This is a genomic window from Pedobacter vanadiisoli, assembly GCF_042684385.1.
GTDB lineage: Bacteria > Bacteroidota > Bacteroidia > Sphingobacteriales > Sphingobacteriaceae > Pedobacter > Pedobacter vanadiisoli.
Genome location: NZ_JBHULL010000007.1, coordinates 116,288 through 134,725, shown reverse-complemented (window position 1 = coordinate 134,725; position 18,438 = coordinate 116,288). Strand labels below are relative to the sequence as shown.

Here is an 18,438-nt window from a genome sequence, read left to right as displayed (position 1 = left end):
TGTATTTATACCCCGCTCGAAATGACGGTCCTATAACCTAAACCACCATTGTTCTAAAGGTAAGGTTTATACGTGGCTTACTTACCTTTTTGGTAGGGGGCAACCGGTGCAACCAGTTCGTTTGTGTTTCATCCTTCATCACCAGTAAACTTCCGTTCTCCAAAAACAAGGTAACTGTTTCTTTGGTTTTTTTGTGTTTGAAAAGAAACCTCCTCTCTGCTCCAAAACTTAACGAGGCGATGGCAGAATTTTTAGCTAAAGCTTTTTCGTCGTCGCTATGGTAAGCCATGCCTTCATCACCATTGTGGTATAAATTAAGTAAACAGGAATTAAATGTAGTGCCGGTTTGCTCTTCCGAGATCTTTTTTAGCTCCAATAATTCCTTTGTCCATGGTAAGGCCATTTTAGATTTGTTAGAGTAGGTGTAAGAATAGGCTTCATCCCCATACCAGGCAACTTTTCTTTTGGTGACGATGTGTTTGCCCATAATAAAAGCTTCGTCGTTTTTCCATTCAATGGTGTTCATCAGCATATTAAAATAATGATCGGCTTCTGATACCTGAAATAATTTGCCATAATAATTCACTGTTCCGCCATGTGGGAGCAGATTTTGGTTAATATCTATCTTGGTGTTGAATAAATCCATTGTTGATATGCTGTTTTTAAGCAATGTCCACACGGACGATAGCCGTGTTGAAGCGCTTCCTCTGCAGAAGGAAAAAATACGCGGTTTTCTTTCTTCATGCGCTTTCCCGATCTGCATTTAAGTCGTCCGTAAATCTTCAATCTCGCATTTCCGCCAAAGCAAATATCTTTGTTTTTAAAATGCTTTTTTAATTCTTCTGTTGAAATATCGATGTGTTTGATCATGCAGGCTTAAACGTTGGTTTTTGCTGCTTCCCAGCCAATCATGGCCGTTTTTCTGTTTACTCCCCAATGATAGCCACCCAAAGCACCACTTGATTGTATTACCCGGTGGCAAGGAATAAGAAAGGCCACTGGATTATCGCCAATTGCAGTGCCTACCGCCCTTGATGCATTTGGATTTTGTAATTGTTTTGCAATGCTACCATAAGTTGCTAATCTGCCCATAGGAATTTTTAACAGGGCTTCCCAAACCTTCAACTGGAAATCAGTCCCTTTTAAGTGCAGTTTAATCTGGTGTAATTTGCTCCAATCGTGACTGAAAATATATAAAGCATTTTGTTGCTCTTTATCCAGTATCTGCTGGTACCGGGCTGCCGGGAATTGGCGTTGCAGATTGGCTAAAGCGCTGTTTTCGTCGTCGTAGAAGGCGATGTGGCAGATTCCTTTAGAGGTGCTGGCTACAATAATGTTTCCAAACGGGCTTTCGGCAAAGCTATAGTTGATGTAAAGGTTTTCGCCACCATTTTTATATTCGCCAGGTGTCATGCCTTCAATGTTTACAAAAAGATCGTGTAACCTGCTGGTTCCTGATAATCCGGTTTCCAATGCGGTATCGAATAAACTTTGGTTTTCTTTCAACATTTCTTTGGCATAGCCGATGCTAATGTATTGCAAAAAACGTTTAGGGGTAGTGCCTGCCCATTCGCTAAATAATCTTTGGAAATGAAAGGGGCTTAAGTTTACTTTCTCTGCAATTTCTTCTAAACCAGGCTGTGTTTTAAAATTAGCCTTAATATAACTTATAGCCTTTGCTATCCGGTTGAAATTGATTTCTTCTTGTGCTTTCATGGTCTTGAATAATGTAGATCCAAAAGTAGTTTGGAAGGGGACGGCAAACCACCCGAAACTTGCTCAGTTTAATCGAATTTTAAAACCCGGTTGATTTAATTCCGTTGCCAATTAATTCCTTTGCTTTTGCAAGATCGGTATTTCCGTTGATGTCTATATTAAGAAAATAAGGTGCTTGCCACTGTTGGGTTTTCTCTGCCTGTTTATTTGTTACTGTATCCCAGGGCGGATAAACCCTAATACCTCTTTTACCTTCTATTCCTTTTGCCGTAATAATTTTATGTTGTGCCAATATGACTTTTGGAAAAATGAACTGGCCAGATCTATGGGCACTATTAACAGATATAATCAATAGATCAAATTCATCCTGATCAGTAAACGGAGAAGTAATTCCTGCTTCATTCCGTTTCCATATGGTTACAAATTGCCCGGTCTTGGTTGGGGTGATTTTAGAAAGGCGGTGTTTGATTTTTAGGCTATTTAGCTCAAATGTACAGGCCGCATATTCCTGACTTTCATTTTCGATTTGTAGGTTATTTATTTGATAATTAAGCGGGTCGTAAACTGAATTGGATGCGGTCAGTAATATAGATGATATTCGATTTATAAGAGTTTCTTCTAGAGGCATATTGGGCTTGCAAATTGGGATGGAAATCTATTTGTAATTAAGCTTATTGCTCTTCAATGATCGATTGTCCTTTCGATTGATCTCCTGATGTCCACTGCCAGGTTTCGTGAAGTCTAATTTTGCCATTGGCTAATTGTTCTGGCTTTGAATTGCAGATTCCCGTCATTAGTTCACCTTGATTATTTACCTGGTGATAACGCATTTCGATGTTGCCGTTTTCATCAACCAGGCCGATCAAGTGGCCAAAAATAATTTTTCCGCCCTTGTATTCAGCAGTTAGGATATTTCCTGTTTGCCGATACCTAAAAATGGTTTCATCTGATGTTTCGCCGTTTTCTGTATTTTTTACGGGTTTAAAAAGTTTGTTGTTATAGTTTATCATTTGTTGATAAAATTAACCATCTCCTCTTGAATAAAAAAGTCATATGCCAGCCTCATCAAATTTTAGATGTTAATCATGCACACCAAGGATTTTGAACTAGGCCAACCAAAGCTTATCCTCTTTTTTTACAAGCAGATAACTGTCTTCATTTAAAATCAGATAACCGTATTCATAACAGAAAATATAGGTATTCCCATTTTGGGTTTCATAACTATAGGTATGGTATTCAAAATTAAACCCTGCCGAAATTAGCTTTTTACTGGTAACTTTGGTTTTACCATTTGGATTAAGGGCAGCAAGGATGGCACGATTCTTTTTTAGTATATTATTTACCCTTTTAATCACGAGATTATCGTTACTCTTTAATCGGTTGTTGTAATTGTTACGGCAAGAATCGTCACAATATTTTTTATCGGCCCTTCCTCTGATCAGGGCTCCGCAGTCTAAACATAAACGTTCCATAATAATTTCTTTTTTATTATGGGATGATGGTCTAATTTATAAAATAAACTGTGGAATAAAAAAAATATAAAACATCATAGTGAAGCTTTAAAAGCATATTATCCGTGTATAAACGTTTATAAACGACTATAAATGTTTACAATCCGACTAATTTTTGGTCTGGTTTGCAATTTTGTTCTGTCGGTTGTCGAGGTGATGACTGTTCGTTAAACATTTAGAAACTTAAAATTTAAAGATCATGGAAAGTGCAATTAACAAAGTCGTATTGAGTGGATTTGCAGGAGCAGACGCAGAGGTTAAAACTTTTGGAAGTCAAAAATTAGCAAGAGTTAACCTGGCCATAAACGAAACCTATAGAAATGATGCAGGCGAGGAAGTAAAAAGAGTACAATGGTTTAATTTAACTTTTTGGAATGCTAAAGCCGAAATTGCCGAGGCGCAGATTAAAAAGGGCACTGGCTTAACGGTAGAAGGCAGGTTACAGGCAAACAGGTACGATGGTAAGGATGGGAAAAAGCGTTATTCGGTAGATATTGCAGTTAGCGACCTCATCATCAGGGGGAACGAAAAGCAAAGAGCTTATTAAATAAAAATAAACCACATCATGTACGGCTCTAGTTGATATGATGTGGTTTAAAATTATAATTTAACAGATAGGCCAGTGTAAAAATTGATTTTGGCAGCGGGGTTAAAATACCTGCCATTTGCCGCATTTAAATCGTTACCCAAACTGTAGTTCACATTAAGAAGATTATTCACGCCTGCAAATACATCTAAACGGGTTTTGCTGATGCTTAAATTTCTCATCCCCAATTTGCTTTCAACGAGGTGGTATCTCTTTGCAAAGACAGTATTGGCGTCGTTTAAGGGAATGGCTGAAGTATAATTATGTTGAATAAAAAAGTAGACGGTTTTGGGGAAATTGAATTCCAAACTATTTACTAAAATACTTTCTGGAACGCCAGTGAGTTTATTCCCGCTGTAAGTAGATGAGCCGCTTACAAAATCGTCAAACCTGAAATGACTGTAGGTATAACTGCTTTTCCATTGTAAGCCTGTTAAAAATGACGTGCTGTTACTGATGACCCAGATGGCAGTTTCCAACTCAATTCCCCGCTGCTTGGTTCCACCAGCATTGGTGAAATACTCCGTGTCGTTTTGATTTAATCTTCTCACAATGGCATCCTTCAAATGGTAACTGAATAGATTTACATTAGTATAAAAACGGTTGTTTTTGGTTTTGTAACGCAAGCCGGCTTCATAGTTCCAGCTCAATTCTGCCTGTAGGTTATTGTTGATGTTGTTGTCAGACGACCTTACCTCGGCAATGGTTGGTGGCGAATAACCTTTGCTGATCGAAGCCCTTGCCGAAAAATCAGAGGTGATCAGATAAGATACAGCTGCCTTTGGCATAAACTGGGTATCGAATTTTCTTTGTTTTGAAGCAATAACAATAGGGAAATAACTTTCGTAGTTGTACCCGTAGAAATTTAAACTTGAAGCAAGTTCGATCAGGAATTTATTGTTGATATCGAAGTTTAATCTTAAGTAGGCAAAATCCTGGCCAGCTCTTAAGCGGTCTGAAGCCTGCATTGCAGTAGCTTCACCACCTTTGTTATTAAAATTTTTAATCTGACTTTTGGTCGCAGAGTGTTCCAATCCAATCTGAGCATTAAATTTAAAGTCTTTTTTTGTCCGGGCATATTCCAAAAATGTTCTTAATCCAAGTGTACTTTCATATCGCTGTTCGTAATTGGTAATAAAAGGGTTCTTGAAATCGGTATAAGAAGTGAATAAAGCAATAACGTGCTTTAGCCCCTGGCTGATCTGGTAGGAATTGGATATTCCCCCAAAAATAGTTTTATTGTAAATGGCTGCCTGCTGCGAAATGGCACCGGGTAATGTTGCTGTTGCCGGGCGGGCCAGTTTAGGGTTTTGATCTAATTGTGCTGCTGTTAATCCCCCTGGTGTTTGGTAGCCTAAATCGCTGTAAAAAATAAAAGCCTTTAAACTACCGGCATTATTATAATTCCATTGTTGTAACGTTTGAAAATATTTTCTATCCATAGCACTGTTTTGTCGATATCCATCACTTCTCTGGTATCCTTCGCTAAAGCTGAAACTATACTTTTTATATAGCCGTTTAATTGATGCAGTTTGATGAAAGAGACCGTAGGAGCCCCCAATAGCTGAAATATTAATTTCATTTTGGTTTATACCAGGTGTATTAATCAAAATAGCACCACCTGTACTTGCACCAAAAATGCTGGCTTCTGGTCCCTTATAAATTTCCATTGTACCTACCGAAGCAGCATCTAAAGCATTTAGGTAAGTATTTCCACCTGCATCGGTTAAGGGGAAATCATCAATGTAAATTTTAATATTTCGAATGCCAAAAGGAGATCGAAGCAGACTGCCACGGAGCGATAAACGATAGCTGCCTGGCGAACGCTCTTCCATACGTACCCCTGTTACGGTATTTAACATGCTCACCAGTGAACTGCTGGGTTGGTTTTTTATTAAGCTACTATCTACCAGGTTTACAGCCGATACTGACCTAAGTAAGCTTTGGTGATTATAATAGCCTTTTATGGTAACTTCTTCGAGTTTTTTGATAGAATCGGGTTTAAGGGTCTGCGCTAAGCCAGTGAAAAAAAATAAGGTAAACAGTATAGTAAAGTTCGATTTCAAGGTAGAAAAGGGATTAGTAATATAGCCACAAACCGGCGAATAAATTTACTGCATATTCTGCTAATCTGTGGCTAATTATAAATTATTTTGCTATTACTTTCCAGATCACACCGCTAACATCGTCTGCAACCAATAGGGCACCATCTGGTGTAAGGGTAACCCCAACCGGGCGACCATAAACTTCTGCCTTATCCTGATTGGCTATAAAACCAGTTAAAAAATCTTCAGGTTTTCCTGTTGGTTTGCCATCTTTAAAGGGGACAAAAGCTACTTTATAGCCAGAAATCGCCGACCGGTTCCATGAGCCATGTTGACCAATAAATGCACCTCCCTGGTATTTTTGTGGAAACTTGTTGCTTTTATAGAAAGCTAACCCTAAAGATGCGGTATGTGCACCAACTGCCACATCAGGAGCAATGGCTTCTTTAACCATTTTGGGGTTTTGACCTTTTAAGCGAGGATCTTCATTTTGGCCGTAATAGGAGTAAGGCCAACCGTAAAAAGCACCTTGTTTAACGCTGGTAATATAATCTGGAACCAGGTCATCACCAAGGCCATCGCGCTCGTTAACGGCTGTCCAAAGCATATTGGTTGAGGGAGCCCAAGCTATCCCAACGGGATTTCGCAAACCACTGGCATAAATTTTTTCGCCGCTTCCATCCGGGTTCACTTCCAATATACAGGCCCTTCTTACCTCGTTTTCCATTCCATTTTCACCTACATTACTGCCAGATCCAACAGTTATGTAAATTTTGCTTTTATCGGTATTGGCGATCAGGTTTCTTGTCCAGTGATTGTTGTACCCACCAGCCGGAAGACCCAGGATCTTTTTACCTGCTGCAGTTATTTTGGTGTCGCCCGTTTTATAAGGGTATTGCCATAGGCCGTCAGTATTGGCTACATAAAATGAATTACCGATAATCAGCATGCCGAATGGCTGGTTCAGCCCATTTAAAAAGGTGGTCACCATTTCCGGTTTGCCATCTTTATCCTCATCGCGGTAAAGGAGAATAGTATTGGCACTTTTTCCAGGTACTTCTGATTTTGCCTTGCCCGTTACAGTATTCGCAATTTTTTCTGCTGTACTTCTTTCTGAGTTGGAAAGTGCTACGAGTACATCGCCATTAGGCGTAATATAGATATTTCGCGGACTTTTAATGTTGGAGGCAAATTTGATTACTACAAAGCCTTCCGGGGCAATAGGTGTTTTTCCATCGGGCCAGCCAATTACCTTGCTGAATTTACTTTTAGAAGCATTGGTGTCAGGGGCAGGCAAATCTACTGCCCCGGTTTTAGTTTTTATAGTCGTATCTTCTCCCTGTTTTTGTGATTTAGAATTGGATTGGCATCCAAAAAGTATTGCAGTAAAAAGCATTGATGTATAAAAAATCTTGTTTTTCATGTTAACTGGTTTTTAATCAATAATTTGTCTTTAAAAGCGTAACATTGAAAAACTGGGATAAGTTTTAGTGCGCGTATAATTGTGACAAGGCTAAAATAATAAAGGAAAGTACCCTGGAGTACCTTCCCTTGAGAGCGCATATCATTTTTCCTGGTTCAATACTTTGGTTAACAGGAAAGTATCTTATTCTTTTAAAATTAAGTTATGGATTGTTAACGAAGCCCGACCATTGAAAGATGATGCTTTTAAGATCACGATAGTGTGGTAGAAGATTTTGAGCGTACATTTACAATTGCTGATTTTGAAACGGTTAACGAAACTAAATTACAATATTACACCTAACTTTTTAGTTAAATTTTGTTAAATCGTTTTTAACGCAACCTGATTTTTTCCTGGCATTTATTTAACCAGGTTTTCCTGTAATTTCTTTTCGATATCATTAGCGTTTAATATCAGTGCAGAAAATTGCGGATCTGATTTTACCAACAGAAACTTCCCGTTAGGCAGAATAATTGCTGAGGTTCCGCAAGAAGTAACCTCTTTGAATAATAATTTTTTAAGAAATCCCGGATCGGTTTCTATTTCTAAGCCCTTTGATTTAATTGGGCTGAAACTTTTACCTTCTTCCCGGTATTGGTAAATGGCAACTTTTGGCCTGGCTTCGGCTTTTTCGAGAATGTTTTTTTGAAAGGTCCATCTTACATTGTTCAGAAATTCTGCATTCTGGTAGCTAAGCTCTTTCCAGCAGTCATCTTTATTGAAATCGTATTTAATAATGATGGTGTCTTTTAAAGCTAGCCTTTCGTTTTGTTTTAAGAAAAAATGTAGCGAATCGATTTGTTTACCGGTTAATGTACCGGCCTCATAACGCTTATTTTCGTCAACATACAATTTAGGAGAACAGGCATATATAACAATAGAAAGGAAGAGAATGGAACTTATTAGGAGGCTGATTTTAGGACTGCGTTTCATTTGTGTGAGCGTTAATGCCGGATTTTCCTGATCCGTTTTATATTTTGTGATCAGGAAAATCTGTTGATGTAAATTTATAACAAAAATTTATTTGACAATATTTTTCAATATAATAATCGTTGCAAGTTGCTTATTCATGACGATCAACTGCGGGATTATTCTCAGCCTTTCAAAACCTTCGCTTTTTCTGCATCGAATTCTTCCTGCGATAAAATCCCGGCATCTAATAACTCTTTTAAGTCTAATAATGCCTGTTTTTTTTTAGCCATATCATTTTTTGAAGCTTCCGCAGTGTTTTCTTTTGGTACAGTGCTTGTAGTTTGTGGATTCGAATTGGCCGCAGGGCCGTATTTCAGCAAGAGTTCGGTAATTTCATTAAAGCCCTTAATATTTGAATAATCAATTGCCTTTTGTTCTTTCACGTTTACGATGGAGGGATCGGCAGATTTTTCGAGTAAAAATTTAACCACATCTTTTTTTCCGTTTGCAGCGGCATAGTGTAAAGCAGTATTCCCGCTTTCATCCTGGATATCAACATTGGCACCTTTTTCCAGCAATAACTTTAACATGCTTAAATGACCGCTTTTGGCCGCTACATGCAACATACTTTCGCCGCCATAGCTGTAATTATTATCGAAAGAGAAACTGGCAGATATAGAAATGTTATTGGCTGTTTCTACCCATTCGAGGTACGAATACATGGAATCATCATTGCCCGAAAGTGGTTTGGCATAATTTACATCAACACCATTGGCCAAAAACAAATCGACAATTTCTTTTTGGTTATTGGCGCAGGCATACCATATTGGAGATAGGCCATTTTTTGAAGATACAAATACATCCGCACCTTTTTCTACCAATGTTTTGATGAGCATACGGTTGGCATCATAACAGGCAAGCAACAGTGCAGATTCTCCATTGTGGTTAACATGGTTGATGTCGGCACCTTTATCAATGAGCAGCTCAACCAGTTGCAAATTTTTAGCTTTAACCGCAAAAATTAATGGCGAATCGCCATGTTTATTCGTAGTGCTAATATTGGCGCCAAATTCCAGTAATTTTTGAACAATCTCCTTGTTTCTCCAGGCCGATGCAACAAGCAAGGGTGTTTCTGCTTCGTTATTTTCATTGTTAACATCGAGCCCGCCATCAAGCAATTTTTCCAATATTTCAATCTGTCCGTTCCGTGCAGTTAAATGTAACAGGCTATTTCCTTTCAGATCTTTAATGTCTATCCTGGCACCTTTGTCTAAAAGGTAAAGTGCAGTTTGCTTTTGTTTTTGCAGGCAGGCGAAATAAAAAGGTGTCTCGCCATCATGATCCTCATAATTTAGATCTGCACCACGCCCGATTAAAATTTTTACAAGATCCAAATAACCATGATGCGCGGCATAATGTAAAGCTGTTCTTCCTTTCTCGTCGGTATAACCTACTTCTACTTCGTTATTGGCCAATAAAAGTTCGGCTATTTTGCGCTTGCCGCTTTCGCAGGCAATTATAAATGACATTGACATATTTTAAGATTGTTTCATTAGCAGTTCAACAGTTTTTATTTTCAGGTTATCATCCGATGCCAGCATTAAAGCTGTTTGGTCTTTATCGTTGCTTATCGCAATATCGGCTCCGTTTTCAATCAGGAGCTTTACTTTACGGTAGTTTTCCTTGGCCTTTTCTGGTTCATAATTTACATTATAGGCGCAAACCTTGTGCAACAGGGTATTCCCCCCGTTATCCGTTCTGTTGATATCTACCAGTCCGCTTTCCAATACTGCTTCTAAAATATTGGCTTGTTTTTCAACAATTACATCCAATGGGGTCTTATCTGCGCCGTACCAGGTAGCGGGCTGGTATAAATCGGCACCATCGTTGAGCAGTTTTTTAAGAAAGTTAATGCCACTTTCACTGTTAGGCATCATGCGTACATATTCGAACAATAGTGTTCCTCCTTTTTTATTCAGCTGGTTAAACTCGGGGGAGGCAGCATTGCGCAACATATCATAAATGTTTTCATTTTGCGAATGCGCTACAGCATAAAAGAAGGCTGAGTTATCCTCTCGGTCGGTCTGGTTAGGATCTGCTCCATTTTCGAGCAGGTGTGTAATTAAGTTTTTCTTGTTAAGCTTTACAGCGATGATTAAAGGTGTTTCTTGTACAATATTGCCTTCATTTACGTCAATACCTTCATTAATGAGGATATCGATATAACCTTTAAGCAGATCGGCAGTCTGTTCATCATTAAGGTTATATCGGCGAAAATTACTTTTTACTACATGATGGAGGTAATTTTCTTCTGCATTATTTTTGAAATTTGTGGTACATCCGGCATCGATACAAGCTTTGATGATGCCTAAACTGACACCATTTTCGAAAAGGTAACCCAATAAGGTTTTTGCATTTACCTCATCGTTCAGGTTATCGAAATAGCCAATAAATTCTTCGAAGAAAGCGATGTCTTCCTCATCATTACCGAGGTTGCGCACAATGCTTTGGAAAATGCTTTTATCAAAATTATCGAATTCATAAATATCGGTTTCGATGGTTTTATCCTTTACCATCATATTCAGTATCTCATACTGTTTTTCGCGGATGAGGCTATCGAAAATGGATGATTTTTGATAATCTTGTAAGTTTTTGGAGAGTTTTTCGCCTTTTTGCATCGAGCTTTTTGCTTCATCAAATTTACGTGCATTTAACTGTTGATCTAAGGTAGTTTCGGTCATTTCAATTAAAATATTTAAGATAGATATATACATTTCCCGCTACAAAAGTTTAGCCAAAGAAGCTGCCTAATCAAAAATTATCGGGAATGTTGCAATGGATCAGAATGATAATGAATGTATTGTTAATCGATTATTTTTTTGGAAAGCAGGGTACAGTATTTCATTGGTTATTTTCTTCCTGCCATGAAAAATGGCATCCGTTCGATCAGGTTTAGTTGGGGTATTTTTCTGCTACTAGGTTAGTTTTCCGTGCCAGAGGCCTGAGTATATAGCCTTGATCGGAGCGGGCATCCCCGATTTTATCGGGATAAAGCGGAGAGCAGGACTAACTTAAAATATAGCGTATAGCCCTGCGCTCCAAAAACAATAGTATGTTCCATTATCTCTTTTTATTACAATGGAGATGATGAGTTTTTAATAAATGAATTGTCAATCCAAACCATAAATAACATTACGATGTTCCTTAATTCATTCGATTATTTTATCTTTAGCCGATTTTAAAAAGATTGGTTTACAAAGCCATGAACCGATCGGGTAATTAAATAAATAAGCAAAATCAATATAACATGTCAAATACATCAAAAATTATCTACACCAAAACCGATGAGGCGCCAATGTTGGCTACTTATTCACTTTTACCTATCGTACAAGCTTTTACCGCATCAGCGGGTATTGATGTAGAAACCAGAGATATTTCTTTAGCAGGAAGAATTTTGGCAAACTTTCCTGAGTATTTAAAAGACGACCAAAAAATTGGTGATGCTTTGGCAGAGCTTGGTGCATTGGCTACTACTCCAGAGGCAAACATCATCAAATTACCCAATATCTCTGCTTCTATCCCACAGTTGGTAGGTGCAATTACCGAGTTACAGGCTCAGGGTTATGCCATTCCCAATTATCCGGAGAATGCACAGAGCGATGAAGAAAAAGCAATTAAAGCTAAATATGCAAAAGTTTTAGGTTCGGCTGTTAACCCGGTTTTACGTGAAGGTAACTCCGACCGCAGAGCACCTAAGGCCGTTAAAAATTACGCAAAACAAAACCCGCACTCAATGGGTAAATGGTCGGCAGATTCAAAAACTAAAGTGGCCAGCATGACTGAAGGCGATTTTTATGGATCAGAAAAGTCTACCACCGTTGCTGAAGCCAGCCAGTTTAAAATTGAATTTGTAGCTGCGGATGGTACAGTAACCGAATTAAAAGGTTTATCGCCGTTAAAAGCCGGAGAGGTTATTGATAGTTCAGCATTGAGCTTGTCGGCATTGAAAACTTTCGTAGCTAAAGAGATTGCTGAAGCTAAAGCAGCTGGTGTATTATTATCAGCACACTTAAAAGCAACCATGATGAAAGTTTCTGATCCCATTATTTTCGGTGCCATTGTTGAAGTTTATTTCGCAGATGTTTTTGCCAAATATGCTGATCTTTTCAAGGAGCTTAACATTGATACCAGAAATGGCTTGGGAGATGTATATGCAAAAATTGCAGGTAATCCTAAACAGGCAGAAATTGAAGCTGCTTTGGCACAGGCTATTGAAAATGGACCTGCTTTGGCCATGGTAAATTCTGATAAAGGCATTACCAACCTGCATGTCCCTTCGGATGTAATTGTTGATGCTTCTATGCCAGCCATGATCCGTACTTCGGGCCAGATGTGGAACAAAGAAGGTAAACTTCAGGATACCATTGCTTTAATTCCAGACCGTTCTTATGCCGGTGTTTATACTGCTACTATTGACGATTGTAAAGCGCATGGTGCTTTTGATGTAACCACAATAGGTTCCGTACCTAACGTAGGCTTAATGGCACAAAAAGCCGAAGAATATGGTTCGCACGATAAAACTTTCCAGGCTACCGGAACAGGGGTTATCCGGGTTACGGATGCTGATGGAAAAGTGTTTTTCGATCAAAAAGTAGAAAAAGGTGATATTTTCCGCATGTGCCAGACAAAAGATGCACCGATTCAGGATTGGGTAAAACTAGCCGTAAACCGGGCGCGCTTATCAGAAACCCCGGCGGTTTTTTGGTTAGATGAGAAAAGGGCACATGATAGAGAAATCATTGCAAAAGTAAATACTTATTTAAAAGATTACGATACTACAGGCTTAGATATCCGCATTTTAGCCCCGGTTGAAGCGACTAAATTTACTTTGGAACGTATTCGTAAAGGTTTAGACACCATTTCGGTTACCGGTAACGTACTGCGTGATTATTTAACTGATTTATTCCCGATTTTAGAATTGGGAACTTCAGCGAAAATGCTTTCTATTGTTCCATTAATGAACGGTGGTGGTTTATTCGAAACCGGTGCCGGTGGTTCTGCGCCAAAACATATTGAGCAGTTTATCGAGGAAGGTTATTTGCGCTGGGATTCGCTTGGTGAATTTTTAGCACTTCAGGCTTCTTTAGAGCATTTAGCTCAAACTCAAAACAATGCAAAAGCGCAGGTATTAGCCGATGCTTTAGATGAAGCCAATGCTAAGTTTTTAGCGACAGATAAATCACCAGGAAGAAAGCTGGGAACAATCGATAACCGGGGTTCTCATTTCTATTTAGCCCTATACTGGGCTGAGGCATTAGCAGCCCAAACAAAGGATGCTGATCTGAAAGCCAGGTTTGCACCATTGGCTAAAACCTTATTGGAAAATGAAACCAAAATTAACGAAGAACTGATCGGTGCGCAAGGCAAACCACAAAACATTGGCGGTTACTATAACCCTGATGATGAACTGGCTAGCAAAGCCATGCGCCCAAGTGAAACATTAAATACATCTTTGGCTTCTTTGTAGGCGAATTTAAGTTGTAAATTTTAAATATTAGCGTCCTGGTGTAAAAATCAGGACGCTTTTTTATGAGTTGTCAACTTTAATAGGCGCCTTGCACGAAAGTTGACAACTCTTTTTTCTATAGGAAAGAAACAGATAAAGATTAGAGTTTATTTTGTTATCATCACAAATTGAGGATCTGTCCACAGGTTTTGAAGCTCAGGATATTGCTTCATGTCATCTTTTAAATCAGGTTCTAGCCTTAATGTATTTTTTAAAAATGATAAGCACTCTTCAGTTTTTCCCTGTAAGTTCTTTATGATACCTATTTGATAATAATTCCATGAAAATTCATGTAGTTTGTTTAATTCTTCAAACACATTAATTGCCTCATCATAAGCATAGATACCTTTTAAATGTAGGCCTTTACAGTATTCTAACTGATAATGGGCATTAACACGTATCTGTAGTTTCATGTTTTCAAATTCTGTCAAAGTTCTATCCTTTGGTAACCGTGCAAAAACATCCAAAAGCAATCGGATTACGATATTTTCCCTAAAATAATCTTCAAATAATATTGTCAGGGACTTTAAAGCATTATCTAAATCGTTTCCTTTTAAATAGATTTGAACAATGTATATTAAGGCATTTGGATTTTTAGGGTCATTTTTCAAGATTAATTTTACAGTATCGATGAAATCAGCTTCATTGGTTTCATTCATGATATCATAAAGCAGATCCATTTTGCTTTCTAAAATTTTTACATGATTGGGCTCTATGCTAAGCGCCTTATTATAAAACTCTTGCGCTTTTTCATACTCTTCTTTTTTATAATAAAGTGTGCCTTTATTTGCATAAGCCAAGGTTGCGTTCTCATCGAGCTCAAGGGCTTTGTTAAAAAGCTCCAATGCATTTTCAAGATCACCTCTTTCCATCTGATAGGCTCCATAAGCAATATACCGATCGATCTGATCTGCATTCACTTTCCCTTTGACGTGTTCAGAATTAGGCACTATTTTTATCTCTGAAATGACACCTGTATCAAGTTGCTCCTGAAAATCGTTAACCCTTAACTCTATCTGGTTTTTTAATCTGGTTATCGTTTGACTGGCCTGATGATCATTTAATTTCTTTTTTAATAAATGATCATATACCGTTTTATAGTTGTGTTGATTATTAAAATATATTTCTTCAGCAAAATCCAAAATTTCAGTTTGATAACTTTCGCTGTTAAATTCCTTTTCGTTGATACCTTCTGAATAAACAGCTTTTTTATTTTTTAAAAAATAATCTGCTTTTTCCATAATTATGGAGATCTGTTCGTCACTTAACCCTTTCTTCTCGAGCTCATTTCGGGCATGTTCAGGGTTATGGTTATTCTCCTCGAGTTTCCACAAAGCCAGTGCGCAAAGTTCGTCCTGCAATTGTTTTGAATGAAAACTCTTTTTATCAATTCCTGCGTTTTTCTTCTTTAAAAAGTTAAAAAATCCCATTTGTTTTTAATAATTATTGATTTGGTTTCTGCTAATATATAAATAAGGATAGATAAACCTAATCACTGGAAAATTTAAACTTCTCTGTTTTGCTTCTAACCCGAACTCCTGAAATGGAGAAGTTACTGTGAATAAACTATCCCCTTGAGGGATAGCAAACCTACAGCCCGGTTCTTACACCGGGCGTGGACTTGTAGTGTAAAGCCTCACCCTAGCGCAGCCTGGGGCAGACCCAAATGGCAAGAGAATTCTTTTGCTATAGAAAAACCTTATCTATACTGCTTTGTTATAACATTATAAATTATAGGAGACCTATACCATGGCAATTAACGAAAATAAAGGATCGAAAGATAAAATACATAGTACCACAGAAAATAGCGAAATTAATAAGGAAAATTTATCGTATGATAAAAATAAGGAAAGCTATGAGCTTGATGTAAGGGGAACAGACAGCGAATATGACCATCCGATGGGTTATGAAACTGTAGCGGCAGGTGCAAGAGATGATGATTCTACCTATGATGAGGCTAATCCTTACGTTGGTGACGAATATGCCCGCAATGAGGAAATTGCTGAAGATAATTTGGAGGAGCTGGGGATGCATGTAGACAATGGAGAAAGTGTACTGCTTAATCCCGAGGATGAAATTCTTTCACGTACTGAGGAAGATTACCGCGATGATTTAGACGAAGAAGGTTATCCGATTAACGATATGCCCCAAAAATAGTCAGGAGATCTCTATATTAGAGGTCGTTATTTGACGAAACAATCATAAATGGAAAAGTGGGATTACACAAAGTGTAATCCCGCTTTTTGTATTGTTCAGGAACCTATTTTATCAATTGCTCAATATACTGTTTCCAGATATCTCTGTTGTTGACTACAAATTTTTCAATTGCGCCATCCTTTAAGTTAATCTGTAAACCATTTTTAACTATTCCTAAAGGGCTAAAAAATATTAGCTCATTTATATTGTCAATCTTAATTGAAAGGGTATGGTTTTGGATATTTAAATTGTGGGACTTGAATATTAGACGATCGTTTAACAGGTATAATTTTCCACCTACAGCCTCTCTTTTTACGAAGTGATTGGCTGCGCCGGCATACATAATCTCAGATTCATTAACCCCTTCTAATTTTGTCTGATCGCTTACTTTTTTAGACTTTGAAAAGAAATACAACATGAGGGCCATGAATAATCCGAATACCAACCCACTAATTGGCCCCATAATTAATGCTTTTTGTAAATCGTAAAGAAAAGTTAGCGCAATGCCAAAAAAAAGACAAAAAAATAGGCCAGCCAATAAGCCTACCTTTAAAAATACTTTGGTGCCAGGTTTTTTTTCGTAATTCATTTTTTACGGATTAATATCCAAGTTAAACCTTCTTCTCAATTCGTCCAGTTTTGGGTTTTTATTTACCAGGTAGTCATACTTTTCACGGTTGCCATATAATCTGTTCTCTACTTTACGTTCTACCAGTTTATAGGTAACCTCTACGCCAAAGTTGCGGAGTTCGTTTCGTAAAAAGTTTAAAAGCTCAACAGATTCCTGTTGTATAAGATGCTCCTGTGTTTTACTTTCAACCGAAATCTCAATCAATTCAGGGTGTAGAAGGGTGGGGGCAAAATTGTTTAAAATGGTAAAAAGATTGATTTTATCGGCTGCTTTAAGTCTTTGTGTGTATATGTTCCAGACTTCCAATAGCCGGTCATAACTAAAAACTTCACGGGCTTCGCCGGTTGCTTTTTTCGGACCATTATCTTCTTCTTCCTGTGCAATGCGATCAAAATCATTCAGCGATGGGATCAGCATACTTGCTGCCTTGGCTTTTGGAATATTGATGCTGATTGAAGTAGCGGATGGTTGTGAACTATTAAGTTTTGGAGCCTCTTTTGGCTTTTCTTCTGCGGTTATACCAGGCGAAACGGGTGCATTAATAACAGGTGGTGCAGCCTGCATAGTGTTTTCTACTTCAACATTGAGCTTTGGGCTTTCAACTGCTTCAGTTACGACATTAGTTTTTTTTTTATCCTGATCTGCGTCAGTTGCTGTGTTATTAGGGCTTAAGGGTTGTTGTGCTAAATTGACGACCGACCGGATATGGCACATTTTAATCAGTGCCAATTCTACCTGTAAACGCTGGTTTTTAGAGTTTTTGTAGTTTAAATCGCAGGTATTGGCTAAATTGAGTGCGGTTAACAGGAATGATAATTCTGTTTGCCTGCATTGATCTAAATACTTTTGTTTGATGTTTTCACTCACCTCTAATAATTTAATGGTAGCCGCATCTTTACCTACCAATAGGTTACGGAAGTGACTGGCCAAACCATTAATAAAGTTGTTGCCATCAAAACCATTGTTCAAAATTTCATCGAACAAAAGCAAGGTCTGGCTAACTTCAGCAGCAGTTAGGTAAGAAGTAAGTTTAAAAAAGTAATCGTAATCTAAAATATTCAGGTTATCGATTACCGCTTTATAAGTAATGTTCTTATTGGCATAACTGGCAATCTGATCGAACATCGAAAGCGCATCACGCAATCCTCCATCTGCCTTTTGAGCAATAATGTGTAAACCATCACTTTCGAAAGCAATATTTTCGCGTTGTGCGATGGTTGATAAGTGGCTGGCAATATCTTCTACCTGGATACGGTTGAAATCAAAAATCTGACAACGTGATAAAATAGTGGGCAGGATTTTATGCTTCTCGGTAGTGGCCAGGATAAAAATGGCATAGGGTGGTGGTTCTTCCAGGGTTTTCAGAAAGGCATTAAATGCACTTTGCGATAACATGTGAACCTCATCAATAATGTAAATCTTGTATTTACCGGCTTGAGGCGGTATACGTACCTGCTCAATTAAACTACGGATATCATCAACAGAGTTGTTCGAGGCCGCATCCAATTCGTGTACATTAAAAGAATGTCCGTTCTGGAAAGAAAGGCAATTGTCGCATTGGCCACAGGCTTCCATATCGGCTGTAGGGTTGGTACAGTTAATGGTTTTGGCCAGGATACGTGCACAGGTAGTTTTACCCACTCCACGCGGTCCGCAAAATAGAAATGCCTGGGCAAGCTGGTTATTTTTGATGGCATTTTTTAGCGTACCGGTAATATGCTGTTGGCCAACTACGGTTTCGAAGGTGGCTGGGCGGTATTTACGGGCAGAAACAATAAAATTTTCCATCGGCACGAAAATAGGAAAAATTTAG

General features: G+C 38.2%; 17 protein-coding genes. 3 read left to right on the top strand and 14 right to left on the bottom strand.

Going from position 1 to position 18,438, the window contains the following annotated elements:
- Nucleotides 1-37: 37 nt before the first annotated feature.
- The 6 genes from ACFSR6_RS06575 to ACFSR6_RS06550 form a co-directional block, all read right to left on the bottom strand.
- Nucleotides 38-646 (bottom strand): alpha-ketoglutarate-dependent dioxygenase AlkB family protein, encoded by a 609-nt coding sequence (locus ACFSR6_RS06575; RefSeq protein ID WP_379076582.1) that lies wholly within the window; start codon nucleotides 644-646, stop codon nucleotides 38-40.
- Nucleotides 622-870 (bottom strand): Ada metal-binding domain-containing protein, encoded by a 249-nt coding sequence (locus ACFSR6_RS06570; protein WP_379076579.1) that lies wholly within the window; start codon nucleotides 868-870, stop codon nucleotides 622-624. Before ACFSR6_RS06570 ends, ACFSR6_RS06575 begins: the two co-directional genes overlap by 25 nt.
- A gap of 6 nt (nucleotides 871-876) precedes the next feature.
- Complete coding sequence (locus tag ACFSR6_RS06565; RefSeq protein ID WP_379076576.1) at nucleotides 877-1,716, bottom strand: methylated-DNA--[protein]-cysteine S-methyltransferase; 840 nt, start codon at nucleotides 1,714-1,716, stop codon at nucleotides 877-879.
- Between the two features lie 79 nt (nucleotides 1,717-1,795).
- Nucleotides 1,796-2,344 carry a MepB family protein gene (locus ACFSR6_RS06560; RefSeq protein ID WP_379076573.1) on the bottom strand — a complete coding sequence of 183 codons (549 nt, stop codon included), beginning with the start codon at nucleotides 2,342-2,344 and terminating at the stop codon, nucleotides 1,796-1,798.
- 43 nt (nucleotides 2,345-2,387) lie between these two features.
- Complete coding sequence (locus ACFSR6_RS06555; protein WP_379076570.1) at nucleotides 2,388-2,726, bottom strand: n-acetylglutamate synthase; 339 nt, start codon at nucleotides 2,724-2,726, stop codon at nucleotides 2,388-2,390.
- Nucleotides 2,727-2,822: 96 nt separating this feature from the next.
- Entirely contained in the window at nucleotides 2,823-3,188 is a 366-nt protein-coding gene (locus ACFSR6_RS06550; protein WP_379076567.1) for a hypothetical protein, read from the bottom strand.
- 238 nt (nucleotides 3,189-3,426) lie between these two features.
- Here ACFSR6_RS06550 and ACFSR6_RS06545 point away from each other — a divergent pair, with 238 nt between their 5' ends.
- Nucleotides 3,427-3,774: a single-stranded DNA-binding protein gene (locus ACFSR6_RS06545; protein ID WP_379076566.1), complete on the top strand. Its 348-nt coding sequence runs from the start codon at nucleotides 3,427-3,429 to the stop codon at nucleotides 3,772-3,774.
- Nucleotides 3,775-3,827: 53 nt separating this feature from the next.
- Here ACFSR6_RS06545 and ACFSR6_RS06540 read toward each other — a convergent pair whose 3' ends face one another.
- The 5 genes from ACFSR6_RS06540 to ACFSR6_RS06520 all read right to left on the bottom strand — a co-directional run bounded on the left by ACFSR6_RS06540 (nucleotide 3,828) and on the right by ACFSR6_RS06520 (nucleotide 11,006).
- The gene (locus ACFSR6_RS06540) at nucleotides 3,828-5,879 is read right to left on the bottom strand and encodes a TonB-dependent receptor (protein WP_379076563.1); all 2,052 of its coding nucleotides are present in this window, start codon (nucleotides 5,877-5,879) and stop codon (nucleotides 3,828-3,830) included.
- Between the two features lie 82 nt (nucleotides 5,880-5,961).
- Nucleotides 5,962-7,281 (bottom strand): PQQ-dependent sugar dehydrogenase, encoded by a 1,320-nt coding sequence (locus ACFSR6_RS06535; RefSeq protein ID WP_379076560.1) that lies wholly within the window; start codon nucleotides 7,279-7,281, stop codon nucleotides 5,962-5,964.
- A gap of 399 nt (nucleotides 7,282-7,680) precedes the next feature.
- The gene (locus tag ACFSR6_RS06530; protein WP_379076557.1) at nucleotides 7,681-8,253 is read right to left on the bottom strand and encodes a hypothetical protein; all 573 of its coding nucleotides are present in this window, start codon (nucleotides 8,251-8,253) and stop codon (nucleotides 7,681-7,683) included.
- Between the two features lie 161 nt (nucleotides 8,254-8,414).
- A complete protein-coding gene (locus tag ACFSR6_RS06525; protein ID WP_379076555.1) occupies nucleotides 8,415-9,761 on the bottom strand; it encodes an ankyrin repeat domain-containing protein in 1,347 nt (448 codons plus the stop codon).
- A gap of 9 nt (nucleotides 9,762-9,770) precedes the next feature.
- The gene (locus ACFSR6_RS06520; RefSeq protein ID WP_379076552.1) at nucleotides 9,771-11,006 is read right to left on the bottom strand and encodes an ankyrin repeat domain-containing protein; all 1,236 of its coding nucleotides are present in this window, start codon (nucleotides 11,004-11,006) and stop codon (nucleotides 9,771-9,773) included.
- Between the two features lie 533 nt (nucleotides 11,007-11,539).
- Here ACFSR6_RS06520 and ACFSR6_RS06515 point away from each other — a divergent pair.
- The gene (locus ACFSR6_RS06515) at nucleotides 11,540-13,759 is read left to right on the top strand and encodes an NADP-dependent isocitrate dehydrogenase (RefSeq protein ID WP_379076549.1); all 2,220 of its coding nucleotides are present in this window, start codon (nucleotides 11,540-11,542) and stop codon (nucleotides 13,757-13,759) included.
- Nucleotides 13,760-13,905: 146 nt separating this feature from the next.
- Here ACFSR6_RS06515 and ACFSR6_RS06510 read toward each other — a convergent pair whose 3' ends face one another.
- The gene (locus tag ACFSR6_RS06510) at nucleotides 13,906-15,039 is read right to left on the bottom strand and encodes a tetratricopeptide repeat protein (RefSeq protein ID WP_379076547.1); all 1,134 of its coding nucleotides are present in this window, start codon (nucleotides 15,037-15,039) and stop codon (nucleotides 13,906-13,908) included.
- A gap of 508 nt (nucleotides 15,040-15,547) precedes the next feature.
- On the opposite strand from ACFSR6_RS06510, the gene ACFSR6_RS06505 reads away from it, so the two are divergent.
- A complete protein-coding gene (locus tag ACFSR6_RS06505) occupies nucleotides 15,548-15,955 on the top strand; it encodes a hypothetical protein (RefSeq protein WP_379076544.1) in 408 nt (135 codons plus the stop codon).
- 103 nt (nucleotides 15,956-16,058) lie between these two features.
- Here ACFSR6_RS06505 and ACFSR6_RS06500 read toward each other — a convergent pair whose 3' ends face one another.
- Together ACFSR6_RS06500 and ACFSR6_RS06495 are read right to left on the bottom strand one after the other, a co-directional pair.
- On the bottom strand, nucleotides 16,059-16,583 hold the full coding sequence (locus tag ACFSR6_RS06500; protein WP_379076542.1) for a hypothetical protein: 525 nt from the start codon (nucleotides 16,581-16,583) through the stop codon (nucleotides 16,059-16,061).
- 3 nt (nucleotides 16,584-16,586) lie between these two features.
- The gene (locus tag ACFSR6_RS06495) at nucleotides 16,587-18,413 is read right to left on the bottom strand and encodes a DNA polymerase III subunit gamma/tau (RefSeq protein WP_379076539.1); all 1,827 of its coding nucleotides are present in this window, start codon (nucleotides 18,411-18,413) and stop codon (nucleotides 16,587-16,589) included.
- Nucleotides 18,414-18,438 lie beyond the last annotated feature (25 nt).

Coding starts and splice junctions, on each gene's coding strand:
- ACFSR6_RS06570 (WP_379076579.1), bottom strand. CDS start 870: ATGATCAAACACATCGATATTTCAACAGAAGAATTAAAAAAGCATTTT.
- ACFSR6_RS06530 (WP_379076557.1), bottom strand. CDS start 8,253: ATGAAACGCAGTCCTAAAATCAGCCTCCTAATAAGTTCCATTCTCTTC.
- ACFSR6_RS06535 (WP_379076560.1), bottom strand. CDS start 7,281: ATGAAAAACAAGATTTTTTATACATCAATGCTTTTTACTGCAATACTT.
- ACFSR6_RS06505 (WP_379076544.1), top strand. CDS start 15,548: ATGGCAATTAACGAAAATAAAGGATCGAAAGATAAAATACATAGTACC.
- ACFSR6_RS06520 (WP_379076552.1), bottom strand. CDS start 11,006: ATGTATATATCTATCTTAAATATTTTAATTGAAATGACCGAAACTACC.
- ACFSR6_RS06550 (WP_379076567.1), bottom strand. CDS start 3,188: ATGGAACGTTTATGTTTAGACTGCGGAGCCCTGATCAGAGGAAGGGCC.
- ACFSR6_RS06515 (WP_379076549.1), top strand. CDS start 11,540: ATGTCAAATACATCAAAAATTATCTACACCAAAACCGATGAGGCGCCA.
- ACFSR6_RS06510 (WP_379076547.1), bottom strand. CDS start 15,039: ATGGAAAAAGCAGATTATTTTTTAAAAAATAAAAAAGCTGTTTATTCA.
- ACFSR6_RS06500 (WP_379076542.1), bottom strand. CDS start 16,583: ATGAATTACGAAAAAAAACCTGGCACCAAAGTATTTTTAAAGGTAGGC.
- ACFSR6_RS06525 (WP_379076555.1), bottom strand. CDS start 9,761: ATGTCATTTATAATTGCCTGCGAAAGCGGCAAGCGCAAAATAGCCGAA.
- ACFSR6_RS06565 (WP_379076576.1), bottom strand. CDS start 1,716: ATGAAAGCACAAGAAGAAATCAATTTCAACCGGATAGCAAAGGCTATA.
- ACFSR6_RS06560 (WP_379076573.1), bottom strand. CDS start 2,344: ATGCCTCTAGAAGAAACTCTTATAAATCGAATATCATCTATATTACTG.
- ACFSR6_RS06545 (WP_379076566.1), top strand. CDS start 3,427: ATGGAAAGTGCAATTAACAAAGTCGTATTGAGTGGATTTGCAGGAGCA.
- ACFSR6_RS06555 (WP_379076570.1), bottom strand. CDS start 2,726: ATGATAAACTATAACAACAAACTTTTTAAACCCGTAAAAAATACAGAA.
- ACFSR6_RS06495 (WP_379076539.1), bottom strand. CDS start 18,413: ATGGAAAATTTTATTGTTTCTGCCCGTAAATACCGCCCAGCCACCTTC.
- ACFSR6_RS06575 (WP_379076582.1), bottom strand. CDS start 646: ATGGATTTATTCAACACCAAGATAGATATTAACCAAAATCTGCTCCCA.